We start from the raw sequence: 20,355 nt of genomic DNA on the forward strand, positions 1-20,355 counted from the left end.
GCCGTACCCGGCCGCCCGGCACACGTGCTGGTCAGGCGGTCGGGACGGCGTCCGCCGGCGGGGTGGTCGGCGGTTCGGTGAACTCGGTGACCGGGGCGTCGCCGTCGTCGGTGGTGTACGTGGGACCGAAGTACGTCTGCGCGCCGCCGGTCACCCGGCTCAGGCGTACCCCGCTGTAGCCGGCGTGCACGTTCTCGGCGTACCGGAAGGGGGTGAGGCCCGGCCCCCGGAAGCCGCCCTTGCGCACGGCCGCGACCAGCTTCTCCCGGGTGGGTTCGGGTCCGGCGGCGAGCAGCGCCTGGACGAAGGTGTACGCCATCGAGTAGCCGTAGATGGCGTTGCCGTCGACCGGGTTGCCCGCGTTGTACTTCTGGTGGATCTTGGTGAACTCCTGGATCCACGGGTTGGTGGTGTCGCCCACCATGGGCAGGTAGTTGTCGGCGACCATGCCCTCCAGGATCACCTTCTTGTCGCCGAGCTGGGCCGACAGCGTGGTGTAGTCGGCGCCCACGTTGGACACCACCCACTGCGCCTTGAAGCCCTGCCCGGCGGCCTGTCCCATGGCCAGCGCGGTGAAGCCGGGGATGCTGGCCGAGATGACCACCTGGCAACCGGCCGCCCGTAGCGCACCGATCGCCGGCCCGACCTGCTGGTTGGTGGTGGTGTACGTCTGCTTCGCCGCCACCGCGCCGAGGACCTGCTCCACCCCGGCCAGGGAGTCGCGGCCGAAGTCGTCGTTCTGCCCGAAGTGGCAGACCTTGGCGCCGGGGAACTCCCGCTTGACCCAACTGGCCAGGATCTTGCCCTCGACCGTGTAGTCGGGCTGCCAGCCGAACGTCGTCGGGTACTTCTCCGGCTGGTTCCAGTTGCGGCTGCCGGAGGAGACGAACAGGTCCGGCACCTTCTGCGTCTTGACGAACTCCAGCACGTTGGTGTGCGTCGGCGTGCCCAGGCCGCCGAGCAGCGCGAAGACCTTGTCGTCGAGGACCAGCTTGCGGACCACGTTCTCGGTGTTGGCCGGGTTGTAGCCGTCGTCCATGACCTTGTAGACGATCTTCCGGCCGTGCACCCCGCCCCTGCTGTTGACGTGCTCGAAGTAGGCCTTGGTGGCGGCGGAGATCTTCGAGTAGCCGGGCGCGGCGGGGCCGGTGAGCGGTTGGTGGGTGCCGATGACGACCTCGCCGTCGGTGACGCCGGGGACGTTCTCGGCGGCCTGCTTGGCGTCGTCGGCGCAGGCCGTCGACGCGGCCAGCAGGGCCAGGCCGACGGCGGCCGCGAGAACGCGGCGGGTGGTGGGGCGCATGGTTCTCCAATCCGGTGCGGGTGGGTGGGACCGGTGGATCAGCGGTCCGGCGCACGCCGGACGGTGGCGCGCAGCCGGGTGGCGAGGGCGCGGACGCCGGCCTGCAGGCCGCCCGGGGCGGCGAGCATGACGACGATGAGGATCAGGCCGAACACGGCCAGCGCGAGGTTGCCCTCCAGCCGCTGGGCCAGCGCGGCGGGCAGGTCGAGATGGTCGGTGAGCAGGCCGGGCAGGTCCTGGAGGGCGACCAGCAGCAGCGCGCCCCAGACCGCCCCGGCCAGGCTGCCCAGGCCGCCGATCACGATGGCCATGAGCAGGAACAGCGACAGGTCGAGCGGGAACTTGCCCGGGGCGACGGTGGCGGTGAGCACCGCGTAGACGCCGCCGCCGAGCCCGGCGCAGGCGGCGCTGACCACGAACGCGAGCACCTGGGTGCGGGCCACCGGGATGCCGGCGAGCCGGGCCGCCACCTCGTCGTCGCGGACCGCGCGCAGCGACCGGCCGAACCGGCTGCGGACCAGGTTGGCCAGCAGCACCATGGTCAGCAGCGCGGCGGCCAGCGCGATCCAGGCCAGCCAGCGTTCCGGCTGGAAGTACGCGCCGAGCGCGGCCGGCGGCGTCTGCGCCGGGAAGCGCAGCCCCTGCTCGCCGTTGAACACGCCGGTGAAGATGGTGGTCACGGCCGGCACCAGCGTGGCCACGGCGAGCGTCACGCCGGCCAGGTACGGCCCGCGCAGCCGGGCCGCGGCCAGCCCGACGACCAGCCCGCCCAGCGCGGTCACCGCGACCGCGGCCAGCAGCGACCCGGGCAGGACCCACCACCCGCGCACGCCCCGGTCGTCGAACCCCTGCTGGACCAGGGCGACGGTGTAGGCGCCGGTGGCCATCAGCGCGCCGTGGCCGAGCGAGAGCTGCCCGTTGAGCCCGACCAGCACGGTGTAGCCGGCGGTGACGCAGAGGAACGCGCAGACCCGCGCCACCTGGAGGTTCTGATAGGGCGGGAGCTGGTTGGTCAACAGCACGACGAGCGTGCCGGCGAACACCGCCACGGCCAGGTGCCGCAGCAGCGTCGCCGAGCGCGGGGCGCCGGCCGGCGCGCCGGGCAGCAGCCGGCGCAACGCCGACGGCGGGGCCTCTTCGGTGCGGGTGGTGGTCACACGTGCCTCGCTCTCGCCGCGGAGAAGAGCCCGCCGGGACGAACCAGCAGGACGGCCAGCAGCAGCACCAGCACCGCCAGCGGCGTGGTGTCCGGTCCCAGGTAGCCGGTGACGTAGGACAGGATCAACCCGACCAGCAGCCCGCCGACCACCGCGCCGACCGGGCTGTCCAGGCCACCGACCACGGCGGCGGTGAACGCCACCACGAAGACCAGGTCCATGGCGTGCGGGTGCAGGCCCAGGCCGGTGGGGACGACCAGCATGCCGGCGAGCGCGCCGACGCCGGCGGCCAGCGCCCAGCCCAGGGTGAGCATCCGGCCGACGCTCACGCCGAGCAGCCGGGACACCTCGGGGGCGAACGCGGCGGCCCGCATCCGCAGGCCGACCGGCGTGCGGGTGAACAACAGCGCGAGCAGCACCACGACCGCCAGCGCCGCGCCGAGCACCCAGAGGTCGTACGGGGACAGCGCGGCGACCCCGCCGACGGTGAGCGCGTCGGTGTCGAACGGGGTGGCCGCCGGCCGGTAGCCGTTGCCGAAGACCATGCCGAGCACCGCCTGGATCAGCAGCACCAGCCCGAGCGCGACGATCACCTGGTTGAGCGGGCCGGCGGAGCCGACGAACCGCATCAGCACCCGCTCCACCAGCGCGCCCAGCGCCAGGCCGGACAGCACCGCGGCGGCCAGGCCCAGCCAGTAGGAGCCGGTGGCCCCGGCGACCGCGTAGCCGACGTACGCGCTGGCGACCGCCATCGCGCCCTGGGCGAAGTTGACCACCCGGGCGGCCCGCCAGATGAGCACCAGCGCGAGCGCGAACGCGGCGTAGACCGCGCCCGCGGCGAGCCCGTCGAAGGTGAGGAACCAGAACCGCTGCATCCGCGACCCTTCCCACTCGCCGGTCAGAACCCGAGGTACGCGTGCCGCAGCCGGTCGTCGTCGCGTAGCCGGTCCGCCGGGGCGGCGGTCACCACCCGGCCGAGCGACATGACGATCCCCTGGTCGGCGACGGAGAGCGCGGTGCGCACGTTCTGCTCGACCAGCAGAACGGTCATCCCCCGCTCGTCGCGCAGCCGCCGCAGCAGCGCCATGATCTGCGCGGTCACCCGGGGAGCCAGCCCGAGCGACGGCTCGTCGAGCAGCAGCAGGCGGGGGCGGGCGATCAACGCCCGGCCGATCGCGAGCATCTGCCGTTCCCCGCCGGAGAGCTGGTGTCCGAGGTGGTCACGCCGGTCGGCCAGGGCCGGGAAGAGCGCGTACACCTCGTCCTGGGCGCGCCGGGCGTCGGCCCGGTCCCGCCGCCACAGCCCGCCCAGGCGCAGGTTCTCCGCGACGGTCAGCTCGGTCACCACGCCGCGTCCCTCGGGCACGTGCGCCACCCCGCGCCGGACCAGGTGTTCCACCCGGACGCCGCGCAGGTCCTCCCCCGCGTACCGGATCCGGCCGCCGGTGGGCCGCAACAGACCCGACAGCGTCCGCAGCAACGTGGTCTTGCCGGCGCCGTTGGCGCCGAGCACGGCGGCGACGGTGCCCGCCGGCACGGTGAACGCCACGTCCCGCAGCACCGGCACCGGGCCGTAGCCGGCGCTGAGCGCCTCGACCTCCAGCACCGCGGTCATGCCGTGCCCCCGGCCGGCACGTCGGCGCCGAGGTAGGCCTCGGTGACCCGGGGGTCGTCGCGGATGCGCTCCGGCGGCCCGGCGGCGATCACAGCGCCGAAGTCGAGCACCACCAGCTCGTCGCAGACGGACATGACCAGGTCCATGTGGTGCTCGACGAGCAGCACGGCGCAGCCGTCGTCACGCTCGGGCAGGGCCCGGACCAGGTCGGCCAGCTCGGCCACGTCGTCGGCGCCGAGCCCGCCGGCCGGCTCGTCGAGCAGCAGCAGGCGCGGTCGGGCGATCAGCGCGCGGGCCAGCGCGACCCGCTTGCGCACCGGATAGGGCAGGGTGGCCGGCGCGGCCCCGGCGTGGCGGTCGACGCCCAGCTCGGCGAGCAGGTCGAGGGCCCGGGCGCGCAGCCGCCGCTCGTCGCGGTCGCTGCGGGGCAGGCCGAACAGCGCGGCGGCGAAGCCGGCCCGGGCGTCGTGGCTGGCGCCGGTCACCACGTTCTCCAGCACGGTCAGGCCGGGGAACAGGCCGACGCCCTGGAGCGTGCGGGCGATGCCGAGTCGGGTGAGCCGGTGCGGGCGGGGTCGGAACGGCCGCCCGTCCAGGGTGAGCGTGCCGGTGCCCGGCCGCACGAAGCCGCAGACCACGTTGAACAGGGTCGTCTTGCCGGCGCCGTTGGGACCGATCACGCCGACCACCCGGCCGGGCGGCACCCGCAGCGAGACGTCGTCCAGCGCGACCAGGCCACCGAAGTGGACGCCGACGTGGTGCAGCGCCAGACCGGGACCGTCGTTGGGGGTGGCCGGTGGGCTCATCGTCACCTCGTCGGGTCGACGGCGCGGGGGCGATCTATTTACATCGGGAGTGTACTTTTCTCCGGACGTTCGTCAATGCCCCGGCAGCCGGTCCCGGGCGCGGCCGAGGAACGCCCGTTCCGCCTCGTTCGCCGTGCCGGCGATCGCCGCCTCGTACGCGGCCCTGGCCTGCACCGGCCGGCCCAGCCGGCGCAGCAGGTCGGCGCGGACGACGTGCCACACGTGGTAGCCGGCCAGGTCCAGTCGGTCCACAGCGGCCAGCGCGACCGCGGGTCCGCGTACCTCGGCCAGCGCGACCGCCCGGTTCAGCGCCACCACCGGCCCGGGCGCGCACGCCGCCAACTGGTCGTAGAGGGCGAGGATCTGGGTCCAGTCGGTGCCGGCGGCGGTGGCCGCGTCGGCGTGCACCGCGTTGATCGCGGCCTGGATCTGGTAGGGACCGGGCCGACCCCGGCGCAGGCAACGCCGCACGAGGTCCTGCCCTTCGGCCACCAGCGCCCGGTCCCACCGGTCACGGTCCTGTTCGGGCAGCGGCACCGGCACCCCGTCCGGCCCGGTCCGGGCGGGACGCCGCGCCTCGACCAGCAGCATCAGCGCGAGCAGGCCGAGCGCCTCCGGCTCGTCCGGCATCAGCGCCACCAGCAACCGGCCCAGCCGGATCGCCTCGGCCCCCAGTTCGGCGCGACCGAGCCGCTCCCCCGCGCTGGCGGTGTGCCCCTCGTTGAAGATCAGGTAGACCACGGCGAGCACCCCGCGCAGCCGGTCGGGCAGGTCGGCGTCGCGGGGCACCCGGTACGGGATCCCGGCGTCGCGGATCTTGGCCTTGGCCCGGACCAGGCGCTGGGCCATGGTCGGCTCCGGCACCAGGAACGCCCGGGCGATCTCGGCGGTGCTCAGGCCGCCGAGCAGGCGCAGCGTCAGCGCCACCCGGGCGGCGGCGCCGAGCGCCGGGTGGCAGCAGGTGAAGATCAGGCGCAGCCGGTCGTCGGTCACGGGCCCCTCCTCGACGGGCGGGTCGGCGGCGTGCAGCAGGGCGGCCTCGGCGTGCCGGGCGGCCCGGGTGGACTCGCGCCGCAGCCGGTCGATCGCCCGGTTCCTGGCGGTGGTGACGATCCAGCCAGCCGGGCTGGGCGGCGGCCCGTCGACGGCCCACCGCCGCACCGCGACCGTGAACGCCTCCTGGACCGCCTCCTCGGCGAGGTCGATGTCGCCGAGGAGACGGACCAGGATCGCCACCGCGCGGCCGTACTCCGCGCGGAAGACCCGTTCGACAGCCGTCATCCCTCGCCCTGGAACGGGCGCACCTCGATCGGCAGCGTGGTGGCGCGGGCGTAGCGGCGACCCCAGTCGAGCGCGGCGTCCAGGTCGGGCGCCCGGATGATGGTGACGCCGCCCAGGTACTCCTTGCCCTCGGTGAACGGCCCGTCGGTGACCAGTACCGCGTCGCCGTCCGGGCGCAGCACGGTGGCGGTCTCCGGCGCGTGCAGCCCGTCGCCGAACACCCAGCTCCCGGCGTCCCGCAGGTCCCGGCCGATGGCCTCGACCTCGCGCATCACCCCGGCCAGGAACTCCGGGTCCGGCCGGCCCGCGCCGGTCGGCTGGTACATGCTGATCAGGTACTGCCTCATCGGCTCCTCCTCGTCCCGGGCGGCCCGGTGCCGCCCTTCACCCTTCACACGAACGACGGACGCCGGTTTCGACACGCCGGGCGCGGGAGAATCCGGCCGGGATCCGGGTATGCCGGGCCGTGCGCGGCGGCCGGGTGATCGTGGTGGGGGCGGGGTTCTCCGGCCTGGCCTGCGCGCTCGCCCTGGACGCGGCCGGCGTCGAGGTGTCGGTGCTGGAGGCCCGGGACCGGGTGGGCGGGCGGACGCTGAGCCGGCCGCTGCCCGACGGCGGCTGGCTCGACCTGGGCGCCCAGTGGATCGGCCCCACCCAGGACCGGATGTACGCGCTGGCCGCCGCGTACGGCCTGGAGACGTTCCCGTCGCCCGCGCGGGGCGCGTCGACGCTGCTGCTGGCCGGGCGGTCGGCGGCCGGGGAGCCGGCCGGGCTGACCGGGCTGCTCGGCCGCCTCGACGCGCTGGCCGACGGGCTGGACCCGGCCGCGCCGTGGCGCGCGGACGGCGCGGCGGAGTGGGACCGGACCACGCTCGGCGGTTGGCTCGCCGCCACCGTGCCCGATCCGGTCACCGCCCGCTACGCCGGCCGGCTGCTGGCCGGTGGCCTGCTGGCCGCCTCGCCGGACGAGGTGTCGCTGTTGCAGCTGCTGTTCTACCTGCGCAGCGGCGGGGGGACCGGGTCGTTGCTGGGCATGGCCGGCGGGGCGCAGCAGGACCGGATCGTCGGCGGCCCGGCCGTGCTGGCCGAGCGGATGGCCGCCGCGCTGCCGTCGGGGTCGGTGCGGTTGGCCGCCCCGGTCGACGCGATCCTCCAGGACGCCTGCGGCGTGCGGGTCCGGGCCGGGGACGAGGCGCACCGCGCCGACGCGGCGGTGGTGGCGTTGGCGCCGGCGCTGGCCGGCCGGATCCGGTACGACCCGCCGCTGCCGGCGCTGCGCGACGGGTTGACCCAGCGGATGCCGATGGGCTCGGCGTTCAAGGTGCACGCGCTCTACCCGGAGCCGTTCTGGCGGGCCGACGGCCGCTCCGGCGTGGCCACCACGGACACCGGCCCGCTCACCGAGACGGTGGACAACTCGCTGCCCGGCCTCGCGGGCGGGGTGCTCACCGCGTTCAGCTACGGCGCGCAGGCCCGGGCGCTGCGCCGGCTGTCGGTCGGGCAGCGCCGGGACGCGCTGTGCGACGCGCTGGCGGCGCTGTTCGGGGCCGCCGCCGCCCGCCCCGACGACCTGGTGGAGTACGACTGGTCGGCCGACCCGTGGACCCGGGGCTGCTTCTGCGGCATCCTTCCGCCCGGCTCGTGGTGCGACTACGGCCCGCAGCTGCGGGCACCGGTGGGCCGGCTGCACTGGGCCGGCACGGAGACCGCGACCCGGTGGAGCGGTTACCTGGAGGGCGCGGTGACGGCCGGCGAGCGCGCCGCCGCCGAGGTGCTCGCCGGGCTCTGAAGACCCCGCATTCAGAGAAAATCTTCGATGCCTCTATTGAAAAGTTTCTCCGTCCTGTGACCTAATGTTGACAGTTCCTTTCGTCATACTCCCGCCGCCCGCGAGGCGGCAACCCCCAGGGAGGAAAGATGCACCGTTCGATGCGATCGGCGCTGCGCGCGGCCGGAGCCGCGCTGCTGGCCACCGCCACCGTCGTCGCCGCCGCCCTGCTCGGCGCGGCCCCCGCCCACGCCGCCCCGGCCGGACTGCCCGGGATGGACGTCTCCAGCTACCAGGGCAACGTGAACTGGTCCGGCGCCTGGGCCAACGGGGCCCGGTTCGCCTACGTCAAGGCCACCGAGGGCACCTACTACACCAACCCGTACTTCGCCCAGCAGTACAACGGCTCCTACAACGTCGGGATGATCCGCGGGTCGTACCACTTCGCCCGACCGGACACCACGAGCGGCGCCACCCAGGCCAACTACTTCGTCGACCACGGGGGCGGCTGGTCCAAGGACGGCCGGACGCTGCCCGGCGCGCTGGACATCGAGTACAACCCGTACGGCGCCACCTGCTACGGGCTGAGCCAGGCGTCCATGCGCAGCTGGATCGCCTCGTTCGTCAACCAGTACCACGCCCGCACCGGCCGGTGGGCCACCATCTACACCACCACCGACTGGTGGAGCACCTGCACCGGCAACACGTCGCAGTTCGCCGCCAACAACCCACTGTGGATCGCCCGCTACTCCAGCAGCGTCGGCACGCTGCCGGCCGGCTGGGGCACGTACTCGTTCTGGCAGTGGGCCTCCTCCGGCACCTTCCCCGGTGACCAGAACGTCTGGAACGGCACCCTGGACCGCCTCCGGGTGCTGGCCTGCAACGGACCCTGCTGACCCACGCCGGCGGGGCGGGCCGCACCGGTCCGCCCCGCCGTCCGTACCCGACGAGGAGGTCCCGATGTCCGTTCCCCTTCCCCGGCGGGCCGTGCTGCGCGGCGCGGTCCTGCTCGGCGCCGCCGCCGGCGCCGGCGCGCTGGTCCAGGCCGGACCCGGCCGCGACGCGCGGGCCGCCGCCGCCCGCGTCGACCAGCCGACCATCGCCAACTGCGCGACCTGGAGCGCCCGCCCGCCCTCGTCGCCGGTGAGCGTGGTGCAGAGCCGGCCCAACAAGATCATCGTGCACCACACCGCGTTCCCGAACACCACCGACTACAGCCTCGCCCAGGCGTACCGGAACTCCCGCGACATCCAGAACCTGCACATGGACACCAACGGCTGGCTCGACTCCGGCCAGCACTTCACCAACAGCCGGGGTGGCCACCTGACCGAGGGACGCCACGGCAGCCTGTACGCGCTGCTGCACGGGCAGACCATGGTGCAGGGCGCGCACTGCGTCGGGCAGAACAGCCAGGCCATCGGCATCGAGAACGACGGCATCTACCTGGACGTGCAACCGCCGCAGGCGCTCTGGGACAGCCTGGTGGCGTTCTGCGCGTTCACCTGCCAGCAGTACGGCATCGCGCCCGCCGAGATCTACGGGCACAAGGACTTCAACAGCACCCAGTGCCCCGGCCTGCTGCACGACCGGCTGCCGGAGCTGCGCCGCACCGTCGCCGCCCGGCTCGGCGGCTGAACCCGGCGTACGTGGGGCGCCCGGGTGCGACGGGCGCCCCACATGGCCGCTCAGCCCACCGGCACCCGCGTCGCCTGGTCGGGCCGCCGGTCCGACCGGCCGGGCCGCCACCAGTTGGCCCGACCGAGCAGGGCCATGGTGGCCGGCACCAGCAGTCCCCGGACCACGGTGGCGTCCACCGCCACCGCCACCGCCATGCCGAGACCGAACATCTTGATCACCGGGTCGTCCTGGAGCACGAAGCCGGCGAAGACGGTCACCATGATCAGCGCGGCCGAGGTGATCACCGGACCGGTCCCGGCCAGCCCTTCCCGGACCGCGGTGCGGTTGTCGCCAGTGACCAGCCAGGACTCCCGCACGGCGGTCAACAGGAACACCTCGTAGTCCATCGAGAGCCCGAAGAGCAGGGCGAACAGCATCATCGGCAGATAGCTCTCCACCGGCACCGGACCGGACAGGCCGGTCAGCCCGACACCCCAGCCCCAGGCGAAGACCGCCGTCAGCACGCCGTACGCGGCTCCGATCGAGACCAGGTTCATCACCGCCGCCTTGATCGCGACGACCGGCGCCCGGAACGCCGCGTACAGCAGCACGGTGGCCAGGCCGACCACCACCGCGATGACCCACGGCATCCGCTGCCCCACCCGGTCGGCGAGGTCGACCCGGGTGGCGGTGGCGCCGCCCACGTGCGTCGTCACCCCCGGCGTGTCGACGGCCCGCAGCGTCCGCACCAGCGTGGCGGTGGCCGGATCGCTCGGCGCGGTCGTCGGGTACGCGGTCAGCACCACGACGCGCCCGCCGTCGGCGAGCCGGGCCGGGGTGACCCGGGCGACGCCGGGCGTGCCGGTCACCCGGGCGGTCAGGCCGTTCACCCGCGCGTCGCCGGCGTCGGCCGGCGGGTCCAGCTCGGCGACCACGGTGAGCGGCCCGTTCACCCCCGGCCCGAAGCCGGCCGCGAGACGGTCGTAGCTGGTCCGCCCGGCGGTGCCGACCGGCTCGTCGCCCGGGTCGACCTGGCCCAGTCGCAGGCCGAGGGCGGGCGCGGTGAGCACACCGAGCAGCAGCAGCGCCAGGATCGCCCAGCGCCACGGCGCGCCGGTGACCCGGTCGGCCTGCCGGGCCCAGCCGCTCCGGCGACCCGCCGCCGTCCCGTCGGGGACCGACGGCCGGCGGCGGATCCGCAACCGGTCCAACCGGTGCCCGAGCACTGCCAGCAACGCCGGCAGCAGGGTCACCGCGCCGGCCACCGCGACAACCACCACCAGACCGGTGGTCCACCCGAGCGTGCCGAGGACGGGCACGCCGGCCACCGCCAACCCGCCGAGCGCGACGACCACCGTCCCGCCGGCGAACACCACCGCGCTGCCCGAGCCGGCCACGCTGCGGGCGACCGCCTCGTCCACCGGCACGCCCTCGGCCAGCAATCGGCGGTGCCGGGTGACCAGGAACAACGCGTAGTCGATACCGACACCGAGACCGACCATGGTGGCCAGCGTCCCGGCCACCGACGGCACCGCGACCAGATGTCCGGCCAGTCCGACCGCGCTGACCGCGCAGGCCAACGTGAACAGCGCGGTGACCAGCGGCACCGCCGCGGCCACCAGGCCCCCGAACGCGAGCAGCAGCACCAGCGCGGCGACGGCCAGCCCGAGCACCTCGCTGTCCCGTGCCCCGCCGCGTTCCGCGGCCGAGGCGAGCACGCCGCCGGGCGTCACCTCGATGCCGGCCGCCTCGGCGGGAGCCGCCGCCTCGGTGACCGCGTCGGCGAGCGCCTTGTCCACCTGGCGCGGCGACACGTCGAGCCGTACGGTCAGCCAGCCGGTGCGCCCGTCCGCGCTGAGCGTGCCGGAGACGGCGGCGATCCCGTCGACCCCGGTCACGTGTGGCACCTCCGCGATCTCGCGGCTCACCTGCGCCAGGACGGCCTGCCGGGCAGAGTCGTCGAGCCGCCCGGAGTCGACGTGCAGCACCAGTTGGCTCCCGGTGCCACCACCCTGCCCGGCCCGGTCCAACAGGTCCCGCGCCACCTGGGCATCGCTGCCGGGCAGCGCCACGTCGTTGTCGACCGGCCGGCCGAGAGCCGCCGCGGCGCCGACCAGCAGCACGGCGAGGATCAGCCAGAGTCCCAGCACCGTCCGGGGCCGGCGGGCGCAGAGCCGGCCGAGGCCGCCCATCAGCCGGTGCACCCGGCTGCCGTCGTCGACCCGCATCATGCTCCTCCGCAGTGCGCGCCGGCCCGCCCGCCGGCCGCCGGCACTGTGAGTTCGTGCCCCTCGACCCGGACGAGGAGCCCGTCGCCGGTGGCCGTCACCGCCCGGTAGGACAGGCCGTCGGGCAGCGTCGGCAGCTCACGCCCGAGGTCCGCGCTCCCGCCGAGCCGGTCGAGCAGGGCGCCGGCCGGCCGCCGGATCCCGAACACCTCCACCTCGGTGGGAGTGAGGACGAGACGCCCGCCGGTCAGGGTGGGGCGGACCAGCAGCGTGATCGGGACGGCACGCGCCTGCGTCTCGATGCCCAGCTGACCCTCGGCGTAGCGGTACCGCAACGGACGCCCGGCCGCCTCGGTGGGCAGCGCCTCGTAGCCGACGAGCACCGACACCGCCGCGGCACCGATCCGGGCCGGTCCGTCGCCGGTGCGGACGTCGCGCAGCTCGGCGTCGGCCCGGGCGACCCGGAGACCGCCGGCCCGGACGTCGGCGACCGCGATCCGGAGCCGGTCCAGCCGGCCGCCGAGGATCTGCGGCAGCGCCGGGAAGCCGCCCAGCTCGACTGCGGGTCGGGGCACCCCGGCCGCGCAGGCCAGCCGGTCGGCGAGCCGGCCGGCGACCAGCCGGGCCACCACTCGGTCGGCGACCACCGCCGCCAGGACGAGGAACAGGACCGCCGCCGCGCTCACCAGCCGACGGTGTGTGGATTTCCGCATGGCGCGAGCACACCAGGGCCGGCTGGGTGTCCGACCGGAGGTGGATGAGAGAACGTCAAGAGTCCGCGCCGGGCAACCGGAACCGGACCGTCGTGCCCGCCCCCTCGCCCGTCTCCAGGCCCAGCTCGCCGTCGTGGGCGGCGACGATCTCGGCGACGATGGCGAGCCCCAGCCCGCTGCCGCCGGCGCCGCCGTGGCTGAACCGGTCGAACGCCCGGGCGGCCAGTTCCGGCGGCATCCCCGGCCCCTCGTCCCGGACCGCCACCTCGACCAGGTCGCCGCGGCGGCATACGTCCACGACCGCCGGGGTGCCCGCCGGGGTGTGGACGCGGACGTTGGCGAGCAGGTTCGCCAGCACCTGGCGCAGCGCGTCGGCGTCACCGCGCACCGTCGCGACCGGTGGGGCGGTGACCCGCAGCGGCCGGCCGGGCTGCACCGCCAGGGCGTCGGCGACGGACTCCCGAGCCACCTCGGCCAGGTCGACCGTCTCCCGGCCGAGCCGCGGCTCGGCGTCGAGCCGGGCCAGGTAGAGCAGGTCGTCGAGGATGCGGCTCATCCGGGTCGCCTCCTCGTCTCCCCGGCGCAGCACCTCGGGCCGGCGGGCCGGCTCGACCATGTCGTGGCGCAGCAGGTGCAGGTAGCCACGGATCGAGGTCAACGGCGTGCGCAGCTCGTGCGAGGCGTCCGCGACGAAGGTGCGCAGCCGCTCCTCCGAACGCGCCCGGGCGGCGATCGCCGACTGGAGCCGGGCGAGCATCCCGTCGACGGCGCGGGTCAACCGCCCCACCTCGGTCCGCTCGCTTCCCTCGACCGGCACCCTGCGGTCCAGGTCGCCGCCGGCGATCGCGGTCGCGGTGCCGGTGATCCGGTCCAGCGGACGCAGACCCCGAACCAGCAGCACGCGGGCGAAGCCGGCGAGCAGCAGCAGCACGGTCAGCCCGCCGGCCAGCTCGACCAGGACCAGCCGGCGCACCGTCTCGCGTACCGGCGCGAGCGGGAGCGCGATCAGCACGACCGCGTCGCCGGCCCGCACGGTGACCGCCCGCCACGTCCCCGCGTCGAGCGTCGTCGCCGGACCGGCGCTGCCGTCGGCGGGTGGGGTCGGGGCCCGGTCCAGCAGCGCAGCGGCCGGCGGCGACGCGCCGAGTCGGGTCAGCGTGCCGTCCGGGTGCCGGATCTCCACCAGGTAGTCGGAGGGCGCGACGACCGCGCGGGCCGCTCCGCCGGGCTCACGCAGCAACGACCCGACCCGCTGGGTGGCCAGCGCCGCGCCGGCGCGGAGCTGGTCGTCGGTCCGGTCCAGCAGGTACGCCCGCAGGCCGGCGGCGCTCACCACGCCGGCCACCAGCAGCGCCACGGCGGTCAGCGCCACCATGCCGGCGAGCAGGCTGCGCCGCAGCGGCACCCGGTTCATCCGCCGGCCCGCAGCGCATAGCCGAACCCGCGCTGGGTGACGATCAGCGGTGGTCCGAGCGGGTCGAGCTTGCGGCGCAGGTAACCGACGTAGGTGTCGACCACGTTCGAGGCGCCGCCGAAGTCGTAGCTCCACACCGCCTCGAGGATCTGGGTGCGTGACAGCACCCGACCGGGATTGAGCATCAGGTAGCGCAGCAGCTTGTACTCCGTCGGCGAGAGCGCGAGCACGTGCCCGCCCCGACGGGCCTGGCAGGTCTCCTCGTCCAGTTCCAGGTCGGCGTAGCGGAGCAGGCCGGCGGCGTCCCCGGCGTCGGGTCCGATCCGCCGCAGGACCGCCCGGACCCGGGCGACCAGTTCGTCGACCGAGAAGGGCTTGGTCACGTAGTCGTCGCCGCCCCACGTCAACCCGGCGATCTTGTCCCGGGGCGCGTCGCGGGCGGTGAGGAAGACGATGCCGAAGCGGTGCCCCGCGGCGCGCAGCCTCCGGCAGAGCGCGAACCCGTCGCCGTCGGGCAGCAGCACGTCCAGCACCACCAGCTGCGGTGACCGCTCGGCGGCCAGCCGCTCGGCGTCGCCGGCGGTGCCGGCGGCGACCACCTCGAATCCGTGGAACCGCAGCACCGTCGCCACCATGTCGACGATGTTCGGCTCGTCGTCGACCACCAGGACCGTCGTTGCCATCGGAGCCAGCACAGCACAGTTCGATGAGAGTTCGATGAGAATGCAGTGCTGGCTTATATAAGCCGGTCCTGATATAAACAGGTCGTGCACGCCTTCGACGTCCTCGGCGATCCGGTCCGCCGCCGCATCCTGGAGCTGCTCGCCGCCGGCGAGCAGCCGGCCGGAGCGCTGGGCGAGACCGTGCGGCGCGAGTTCGGCATCAGCCAGCCCGCGGTCTCGCAGCACCTCAAGGTGCTGCGCGAGCACGGGTTCACCACCGTGCGCGCCGTGGGCACCCGCCGGCTCTACGCGGTCGATCCCGCCCCGCTGCGCGAGATCGACGCGTGGCTGGACGGCTTCCGCCGGTTCTGGGCGCCGCCGTTGGCCGCTCTCGCCACCGAGCTGGCCCGGGGCCGCCGCGAACGCCGGCTGCGCGAGGACGAACCCGACGACGAGAGGACCAACCCATGATCGACGTGACCGGGCAGATCAGCGCCGTCGAGCGCCGGATCGGCGACCGTACGCTCCCCGCCGGGAAGGCGCGGGTGCTCACCATCAGCCAGACGTACGACGCGTCGGTGGAGGACGTCTTCGACGCCTGCACCAACCCGGAGCGGATCCCCCGCTGGTTCCTGCCGGTCTCCGGCGACCTGAGCCTCGGCGGCCGGTACCAGTTGGAGAGCAACGCCGCCGGGACCGTCGAGCGCTGCGACCCGCCGCACGGCTTCGCCGCCACCTGGGAGTTCGGCGGCGAGGTCAGCTGGATCGAGGTGCGGCTGCGCGAGGCCGGGCCGGGGCGTACCCGCTTCGAGCTGGAACACGTCGCCCACGTCGACGACCAGCGGTGGGCCGAGTACGGCCCGGGAGCGGTCGGCATCGGCTGGGACCTGGCCCTGCTCGGCCTGGCCTCCCACTTCGCGCCCGAGGGCGTCGGCGTGGACCCGTCCGCCGCGGCCGAGTGGATGGCCTCGCCGGACGGGCTCCGCTTCGTCACCGAGTCCAGCGAGAGGTGGACGACGGCGAGCGTCGACGCCGGCACCCCGGCAGACGCGGCACACGCCGCAGGCAAGCGGGTCACCGCGTTCTACACCGGCGCCCCCACCCCCTGACCATCGCCACCCTGGCCGATCGTGCAGTTTCGGCCCCCAGGATGTCCGGTTGGCGGAGCTTGCCGGGCCCCAAACTGCACGATCGGCGGGATGTCGGAGGGGTGGGGCAGACTGCGGGGCATGCCGATCCGTTCCGTCGCCGACCTGATCGCCACGCTCGACACCGGAGAGACGGTCAAATATCTGCACTTCTGGGGGCACCGGCCGCAGCGTGACGGCGGCGTCGGCGCCGGCTGTCTGAGCCAGTGGTGGCCGGCGGCGTTCACGGTGGACGGTCGAAGGTACGCCACTGCCGAGCACTGGATGATGTGGCACAAGGCCACGCTCTTCGGCGACCACGAGATCGCCGAGCGGGTGCTGACGGCCACCCACCCGCACCGGGCCAAGGCGCTCGGCCGGCAGGTCCGGGACTTCGACGAGGCCACCTGGACGGCCCGCCGCTTCGACATCGTGGTGGCCGGCAGCGTGGCCAAGTTCGGGCAGCACGACCAGCTGCGGCGGTTCCTGCTCGGCACCGGCGGCCGGGTGCTGGTGGAGGCCAGCCCGACGGACCGCATCTGGGGCATCGGCCTGGCCGCCGACGACCCGCGCGCGGATGACCCGGCCACCTGGCGGGGTGCCAACCTGCTCGGCTTCGCCCTGATGGGGGCGCGCGACGCGCTCGCGCGCGCGAGCAGCCGAGCGCCCGACCGGCCGGCCGGGTAACGTGCTGCGGCGTGACCGCGTACTCGCACTGTTCGTTCTGCGGCGCGGCCTACCCGGCCGACGCCGGCTGGCCGCGTGTCTGTTCGACCTGCGGCGAGACGGTGTGGCGCAACCCGCTGCCGGTCGCGGTGGCGGTGCTGCCGGTCCGCACCCCCGACGGGCTCGGCGTGGTGGTCGTACGCCGGGACATCGAACCGGCGCGCGGGCAACTCGCCCTCCCCGGCGGCTTCGTCGAACACGGCGAGGAGTGGTCCGAGGCGCTGGTCCGCGAGCTGCGTGAGGAGACCGGGCTGCTCGCCGAGGCCGACGAGGCGCGGCTGTTCGCGGTGCACGGCGCGCCGGCCGGCGGCACCATGATGGTCTTCGGCGTGCTGCCCGAGCGGCCGGTGGGCGACCTGCCGCCGTCGGCGCCCACCGAGGAGGCGACCGAGTGGCTGGTGCTCACCGAGCCGGTCGAGCTGGCCTTCTCCACGCACACCCGGGTGCTCGCCGACTTCCTCGCCGGGCAACGGTCGGACTGATTCCGACCTCGGGCGACCGGCCGCAAACTCCTATTGCTTGAATAGGAAAGGCAGCGTCGCCCAGCCCGGAGGTCACCCGTGAGCCGTTCCCCGTCACCCGCCGAAGCCGTCCATGACGCCGAACGGAGCCGGCAGTGGCTCGCCGGGCAGGCGCACGGCGCGGGCGTCGACCGCGCGCGGCTGCTGGAGCTGGGCGCCGCGATGGCCGCGGTGACCGCCGCCGCCGCGGAGCGCGAGCCGGTCGCGGTGGCGCCGGCCCCGGTCGGCGTCGACCCGGGTACGCCGATCGCCAAGCCGCTGCCGGCGGCGCTGCTGCGCCCGCTGGACACCAACGCCGAGATGCGCTGGTCGGCGATGGCCGGCCAGGGATACGTGGTGCCCAACGACCGCTTCTTCGTCCGCAACCACACCGTCACCCCCCACCTCGACCCGGCGACCTGGCGACTGCGCCTGTTCGGCGACGGGCTGCGCGGCGCGCCCACCCGGGACGCCCCGGTCGAGTTCGGCCTCGACGACCTGCGCCGGCTGCCCGCCGAGGAGAGCGCCGCGCTGCTGGAGTGCGCCGGCAACGGGCGACGGTTCTTCGCCGAGCAGCAGGACCAACCGACCCCCGGCGTGGCCTGGGGGCTGGGCGGCGTCGGGGTGGCCCGCTGGCGCGGCGTGCGGCTGGGCACGGTGCTGCGCCTGGCCGGGCTGCGCGACGAGGCGGTCGACGTGATGCCCGAGGGCCTCGACCCGCACTACGTGACCGGCGGGGTCGACCTCGGGCCGGTGCGCCGCCCGCTGCCGGTGGCCAAGGCCCTCGACGACGTGCTGCTGGCGTACGAGATGAACGGTGAGCCGCTGCCGGCCGACCACGGTTTCCCGGTGCGGGTGGTGGTGCCCGGCTGGATCGGCATCTCCTCGATCAAGTGGGTGGGACCGGTCGAGGTCTCCACCACTCCCCTGTTCTCACCGTGGAACACCCAGTTCTACCGGCTGTTCGGCCCCGGGCACCCGGCCGACGGCACGGTGCTCGGCGCGCAGCCGGTGAAGAGCGCGTTCGAGCTGGCGTGGGACGCCCGCGTCCCGGCCGGCGAGGACGTGCTGCTGCGCGGCCGGTCCTGGTCCGGCAACGGCCCGATCGAGCGGGTCGAGGTGGACACCGGCGACGGGTGGCGACCGGCCGACCTGGTCGCGACCGACCGGGGCGGCCCCTGGCAGCGCTGGACCGCGCGCTGGCGTCCGCCGGCCGCCGGCCGGCACGTGCTACGCGCCCGCGCCACCGACCGCACCGGCGCCGGTCAGCCCGACCGGGCCGCCCCGAACGACCTCGCGTACCTGTTCGACGCCGTGGTGGCGCACCCGGTCACGGCGTGCTGACCGTCAGGTAGCCGGGCGGCACGGTGTCGGTGAGCCACACCCCGTTCGCGGAGCGGTAGAACAGGTAGCCGTGCGCGGCCATGGTTCCGGCGTCGACCGCGAGCACGGCCACCGCGCCGCCCCGGCGCGCGCCGACCCGCCGGGCCGTCGCCACGTCCGGCGACAGGTGTACGTGGTGCCGGCGCCCCCGGCGCAGCCCCTCGGCCCGGATGGCGGGCAGCACGTCCTCGGCGGTGCCGTGGAAGAGTCGGCCCGGCGGCGTCGCCGGGATCAGGCCGAGGTCGACCGGGACGGAGTGCCCCTGGTTGGCCCGGATACGGTCGGCGCCGTCCGGGCCGGCCTCGACGGCGAAACGCTGCTTGTCGTTGCCGGCCACCACGGCGTCGAGGTCGGCGCGGCTGATCCGCAGCGCGGCGAGCAGGTCGGCGACCGGCGTCCAGCCGGCCCGGTCGAGCGTCAGCTGGAACCGGTCGGGGCGGTGGCGCAGCGCCAGCGACATGCGTTTGCTCACCCGGACCAGGTCACGATGTTCCATCCGGACAGTGTGGGCGCCCGGCCCGGCCGCGTCGACCGGGTTCATCCGGCGACGGGCCGACGACCGCGCCCACCCGGAGGCGGCTCGCGGGGTGGTGTTCCGCTCAGCGGGTGGCGGCCGACGTCGGGGCGACCATCAGGCCGGCGGCGTCCACCACCTCGAAGTCGCCGCCGCGCAGGCGGTCCAGCGCGTGCAGGGCGTCGTTGTCCCAGCGCGGGTCCGGGGCTCCGGAGATGTACCAGGCGGAGCCGTGGTCGGCCACGATCAGTCCGTGGCGACGCATCGCCTCGGCCACGATCCGGGCCTGCCGGGGCAACCCGGACAGGTCGACCGAACGCTTGAGCCGCAGCCGCTGGCCGAGCTGCGGCAGCGCCGGGTCGGTGGCCGACGAGGCGGAGTGGCTGGCCGGCCACGTCCAGCCGGTGCGGGTGCGCGGCACGGTCACCCGGATCGCGTGGTCGATCCGACCGGCCGCCACCTCGTCGTAGCGCACCAGCCCGGCCAGCACGGACAGCCCGGCCGCGTCGGCGGAGGTCCAGCCGGCCCGGCGCATCCGGTTGGACCGCAGGTCGAACACCGCGCCCGAGCCGGCCCGCCACCCGGCCCCGGAGCGGTGCGCGTCGAACAGTTCGTACGCCCGGCAGGCGCCGCGGTCCCAGACGATCACGTGCCGGTCGCCGGTGCCGGACGGGCCGCCCTCGACCTTCGCGTCGGGCGGGATCGGGTACGGCCCGCTGTCGCTCTCGTCGGCGTACCCGAACGTGACCGGCACCCGCCGTTGCCCGGCCGGGACGACGGTGACCGGGATGCCGATCGGTGCGCCCTCCCACGTCCCGGAGCCGAAGTCGGCGTGCACGGTGGCGTCGGCGCCGATCGCGCCGACCATCGCGGCCGACCGGACGTGCACCGGCAGCCGGGTCACGTCGGCGTGCCACACGTTGTCGGCCGGGAAAACGGTGCACGTTCCGGCACCCGCGCTCGGCCGGGCCCCGATCCCGGTCCGCGCGGCCGGTGACGGCGCCACCGACGTCGTGCCAGCGGTACCGGGCGAGATGGTGGCGCCGCCTCTCGCCGCGCCCGGTGCGCCGGCGCCGGATGCGTCGGTGCTGGACGAGTTGCTGCCGGATGCGCTGGTGCCGGGTCCGGACGCGTCGGGATCGGCGCCGGAGGTGGAGCACCCGGCGGTGACCAGGGCCAGCACGGCGACGACAGCGGCGCGGCGAGGGCGGAGGCGGAGCATTCCGGCGATCCTGCCCCAGCCCGCTCGCCCCAGCAACCACCCACCCCTTCACCGCCCCCGCTCGACACGCCCTTCCTCCCCGCCGTGGCGACCGGCATCGCCGGTCCTCAGCACCACCACCCACTACCACCGGCCGATTCCGCTCCCGCATTCCAGGAACTGTCTCCCACCACACAGGAACCGCGTAGATCTTGGTACGAAAGGGCCCCTATGGGGGCCGTTCGCTACCAAGATCTACGCACGGAGGCGGAGTCGACAGCGCGTGCGGGTTGCGCGGGCACGGTGATGGGGTGGGGCGCTGACGACGGGCTGGTCTCTG

General features: G+C 75.0%; 20 protein-coding genes and 1 pseudogene. 8 read left to right on the forward strand and 13 right to left on the reverse strand.

Annotated features, from left to right (window positions below):
- Nucleotides 1-31: 31 nt before the first annotated feature.
- The 7 genes from ACN27B_RS27195 to ACN27B_RS27225 all read right to left on the reverse strand — a co-directional run bounded on the left by ACN27B_RS27195 (nt 32) and on the right by ACN27B_RS27225 (nt 6,509).
- Complete coding sequence (locus ACN27B_RS27195; protein WP_422741942.1) at nt 32-1,303, reverse strand: ABC transporter substrate-binding protein; 1,272 nt, start codon at nt 1,301-1,303, stop codon at nt 32-34.
- Between the two features lie 38 nt (nt 1,304-1,341).
- Nucleotides 1,342-2,460 (reverse strand): branched-chain amino acid ABC transporter permease, encoded by a 1,119-nt coding sequence (locus tag ACN27B_RS27200; protein WP_099160657.1) that lies wholly within the window; start codon nt 2,458-2,460, stop codon nt 1,342-1,344.
- Complete coding sequence (locus tag ACN27B_RS27205; RefSeq protein ID WP_099160656.1) at nt 2,457-3,335, reverse strand: branched-chain amino acid ABC transporter permease; 879 nt, start codon at nt 3,333-3,335, stop codon at nt 2,457-2,459. The genes ACN27B_RS27200 and ACN27B_RS27205 overlap by 4 nt, the downstream gene beginning before the upstream one ends.
- A 23-nt stretch (nt 3,336-3,358) precedes the next feature.
- Entirely contained in the window at nt 3,359-4,075 is a 717-nt protein-coding gene (locus tag ACN27B_RS27210) for an ABC transporter ATP-binding protein (protein WP_091574066.1), read from the reverse strand.
- Nucleotides 4,072-4,881: an ABC transporter ATP-binding protein gene (locus tag ACN27B_RS27215; protein ID WP_422741945.1), complete on the reverse strand. Its 810-nt coding sequence runs from the start codon at nt 4,879-4,881 to the stop codon at nt 4,072-4,074. Before ACN27B_RS27215 ends, ACN27B_RS27210 begins: the two co-directional genes overlap by 4 nt.
- Nucleotides 4,882-4,953: 72 nt before the next feature.
- The gene (locus tag ACN27B_RS27220; RefSeq protein WP_422741947.1) at nt 4,954-6,162 is read right to left on the reverse strand and encodes an RNA polymerase sigma factor; all 1,209 of its coding nucleotides are present in this window, start codon (nt 6,160-6,162) and stop codon (nt 4,954-4,956) included.
- Nucleotides 6,159-6,509: a YciI family protein gene (locus tag ACN27B_RS27225; RefSeq protein WP_099164547.1), complete on the reverse strand. Its 351-nt coding sequence runs from the start codon at nt 6,507-6,509 to the stop codon at nt 6,159-6,161. The genes ACN27B_RS27220 and ACN27B_RS27225 overlap by 4 nt, the downstream gene beginning before the upstream one ends.
- 14 nt (nt 6,510-6,523) lie before the next feature.
- Here ACN27B_RS27225 and ACN27B_RS27230 point away from each other — a divergent pair.
- The 3 genes and pseudogenes from ACN27B_RS27230 to ACN27B_RS27240 all read left to right on the forward strand — a co-directional run.
- A pseudogene (locus ACN27B_RS27230) lies at nt 6,524-7,951 on the forward strand (flavin monoamine oxidase family protein); the annotation flags it as partial.
- A 128-nt stretch (nt 7,952-8,079) separates the two neighbouring features.
- The gene (locus tag ACN27B_RS27235) at nt 8,080-8,826 is read left to right on the forward strand and encodes a lysozyme (protein ID WP_099160653.1); all 747 of its coding nucleotides are present in this window, start codon (nt 8,080-8,082) and stop codon (nt 8,824-8,826) included.
- A 64-nt stretch (nt 8,827-8,890) separates the two neighbouring features.
- Nucleotides 8,891-9,565 carry a peptidoglycan recognition protein family protein gene (locus tag ACN27B_RS27240; RefSeq protein ID WP_099160652.1) on the forward strand — a complete coding sequence of 225 codons (675 nt, stop codon included), beginning with the start codon at nt 8,891-8,893 and terminating at the stop codon, nt 9,563-9,565.
- 50 nt (nt 9,566-9,615) lie between these two features.
- Here ACN27B_RS27240 and ACN27B_RS27245 read toward each other — a convergent pair whose 3' ends face one another.
- The 4 genes from ACN27B_RS27245 to ACN27B_RS27260 all read right to left on the reverse strand — a co-directional run bounded on the left by ACN27B_RS27245 (nt 9,616) and on the right by ACN27B_RS27260 (nt 14,585).
- On the reverse strand, nt 9,616-11,775 hold the full coding sequence (locus tag ACN27B_RS27245; protein ID WP_422741950.1) for an MMPL family transporter: 2,160 nt from the start codon (nt 11,773-11,775) through the stop codon (nt 9,616-9,618).
- Nucleotides 11,775-12,461, reverse strand: a complete 687-nt coding sequence (locus ACN27B_RS27250; protein WP_422741952.1) for a DUF2993 domain-containing protein — start codon at nt 12,459-12,461, stop codon at nt 11,775-11,777. Before ACN27B_RS27250 ends, ACN27B_RS27245 begins: the two co-directional genes overlap by 1 nt.
- A gap of 82 nt (nt 12,462-12,543) precedes the next feature.
- Entirely contained in the window at nt 12,544-13,902 is a 1,359-nt protein-coding gene (locus ACN27B_RS27255; RefSeq protein ID WP_422741954.1) for an ATP-binding protein, read from the reverse strand.
- Entirely contained in the window at nt 13,899-14,585 is a 687-nt protein-coding gene (locus ACN27B_RS27260; protein WP_099160649.1) for a response regulator transcription factor, read from the reverse strand. Before ACN27B_RS27260 ends, ACN27B_RS27255 begins: the two co-directional genes overlap by 4 nt.
- Before the next feature lie 84 nt (nt 14,586-14,669).
- Between ACN27B_RS27260 and ACN27B_RS27265 the strand changes: the two genes are divergently transcribed.
- The 5 genes from ACN27B_RS27265 (at nt 14,670) to ACN27B_RS27285 (ending at nt 18,261) form a co-directional block, all read left to right on the forward strand.
- Nucleotides 14,670-15,035 carry an ArsR/SmtB family transcription factor gene (locus tag ACN27B_RS27265; protein WP_355518255.1) on the forward strand — a complete coding sequence of 122 codons (366 nt, stop codon included), beginning with the start codon at nt 14,670-14,672 and terminating at the stop codon, nt 15,033-15,035.
- Nucleotides 15,032-15,673, forward strand: a complete 642-nt coding sequence (locus tag ACN27B_RS27270) for an SRPBCC family protein (protein WP_422741957.1) — start codon at nt 15,032-15,034, stop codon at nt 15,671-15,673. The genes ACN27B_RS27265 and ACN27B_RS27270 overlap by 4 nt, the downstream gene beginning before the upstream one ends.
- A 90-nt stretch (nt 15,674-15,763) precedes the next feature.
- Nucleotides 15,764-16,378 (forward strand): NADAR family protein, encoded by a 615-nt coding sequence (locus ACN27B_RS27275; protein WP_422741959.1) that lies wholly within the window; start codon nt 15,764-15,766, stop codon nt 16,376-16,378.
- 11 nt (nt 16,379-16,389) lie between these two features.
- Entirely contained in the window at nt 16,390-16,899 is a 510-nt protein-coding gene (locus ACN27B_RS27280; RefSeq protein WP_099160645.1) for an NUDIX domain-containing protein, read from the forward strand.
- A gap of 78 nt (nt 16,900-16,977) precedes the next feature.
- Nucleotides 16,978-18,261, forward strand: coding sequence for a sulfite oxidase (locus tag ACN27B_RS27285; RefSeq protein ID WP_099160644.1), 1,284 nt, complete (start codon nt 16,978-16,980; stop codon nt 18,259-18,261).
- Here ACN27B_RS27285 and ACN27B_RS27290 read toward each other — a convergent pair.
- A complete protein-coding gene (locus tag ACN27B_RS27290) occupies nt 18,248-18,796 on the reverse strand; it encodes an RNA 2'-phosphotransferase (RefSeq protein ID WP_355518234.1) in 549 nt (182 codons plus the stop codon). The two genes, ACN27B_RS27285 and ACN27B_RS27290, sit on opposite strands and share 14 nt — an antisense overlap.
- Nucleotides 18,797-18,899: 103 nt before the next feature.
- Nucleotides 18,900-20,036 (reverse strand): hypothetical protein, encoded by a 1,137-nt coding sequence (locus tag ACN27B_RS27295; protein ID WP_422741965.1) that lies wholly within the window; start codon nt 20,034-20,036, stop codon nt 18,900-18,902.
- Nucleotides 20,037-20,355: the final 319 nt, after the last annotated feature.

Source organism: Micromonospora sp. WMMD754, assembly GCF_049315235.1.
Taxonomy (GTDB): domain Bacteria; phylum Actinomycetota; class Actinomycetes; order Mycobacteriales; family Micromonosporaceae; genus Micromonospora; species Micromonospora sediminicola.

What these genes read in the sequence shown, in the direction of transcription:
- ACN27B_RS27220 (WP_422741947.1), bottom strand. Translation starts at nt 6,162, where the DNA reads ATGACGGCTGTCGAACGGGTCTTCCGCGCGGAGTACGGCCGCGCGGTG.
- ACN27B_RS27195 (WP_422741942.1), bottom strand. Translation starts at nt 1,303, where the DNA reads ATGCGCCCCACCACCCGCCGCGTTCTCGCGGCCGCCGTCGGCCTGGCC.
- ACN27B_RS27270 (WP_422741957.1), top strand. Translation starts at nt 15,032, where the DNA reads ATGATCGACGTGACCGGGCAGATCAGCGCCGTCGAGCGCCGGATCGGC.
- ACN27B_RS27275 (WP_422741959.1), top strand. Translation starts at nt 15,764, where the DNA reads ATGTCGGAGGGGTGGGGCAGACTGCGGGGCATGCCGATCCGTTCCGTC.
- ACN27B_RS27255 (WP_422741954.1), bottom strand. Translation starts at nt 13,902, where the DNA reads ATGAACCGGGTGCCGCTGCGGCGCAGCCTGCTCGCCGGCATGGTGGCG.
- ACN27B_RS27260 (WP_099160649.1), bottom strand. Translation starts at nt 14,585, where the DNA reads ATGGCAACGACGGTCCTGGTGGTCGACGACGAGCCGAACATCGTCGAC.
- ACN27B_RS27245 (WP_422741950.1), bottom strand. Translation starts at nt 11,775, where the DNA reads ATGCGGGTCGACGACGGCAGCCGGGTGCACCGGCTGATGGGCGGCCTC.
- ACN27B_RS27290 (WP_355518234.1), bottom strand. Translation starts at nt 18,796, where the DNA reads ATGGAACATCGTGACCTGGTCCGGGTGAGCAAACGCATGTCGCTGGCG.
- ACN27B_RS27240 (WP_099160652.1), top strand. Translation starts at nt 8,891, where the DNA reads ATGTCCGTTCCCCTTCCCCGGCGGGCCGTGCTGCGCGGCGCGGTCCTG.
- ACN27B_RS27210 (WP_091574066.1), bottom strand. Translation starts at nt 4,075, where the DNA reads ATGACCGCGGTGCTGGAGGTCGAGGCGCTCAGCGCCGGCTACGGCCCG.
- ACN27B_RS27225 (WP_099164547.1), bottom strand. Translation starts at nt 6,509, where the DNA reads ATGAGGCAGTACCTGATCAGCATGTACCAGCCGACCGGCGCGGGCCGG.
- ACN27B_RS27215 (WP_422741945.1), bottom strand. Translation starts at nt 4,881, where the DNA reads ATGAGCCCACCGGCCACCCCCAACGACGGTCCCGGTCTGGCGCTGCAC.
- ACN27B_RS27295 (WP_422741965.1), bottom strand. Translation starts at nt 20,036, where the DNA reads ATGCTCCGCCTCCGCCCTCGCCGCGCCGCTGTCGTCGCCGTGCTGGCC.
- ACN27B_RS27205 (WP_099160656.1), bottom strand. Translation starts at nt 3,335, where the DNA reads ATGCAGCGGTTCTGGTTCCTCACCTTCGACGGGCTCGCCGCGGGCGCG.
- ACN27B_RS27235 (WP_099160653.1), top strand. Translation starts at nt 8,080, where the DNA reads ATGCACCGTTCGATGCGATCGGCGCTGCGCGCGGCCGGAGCCGCGCTG.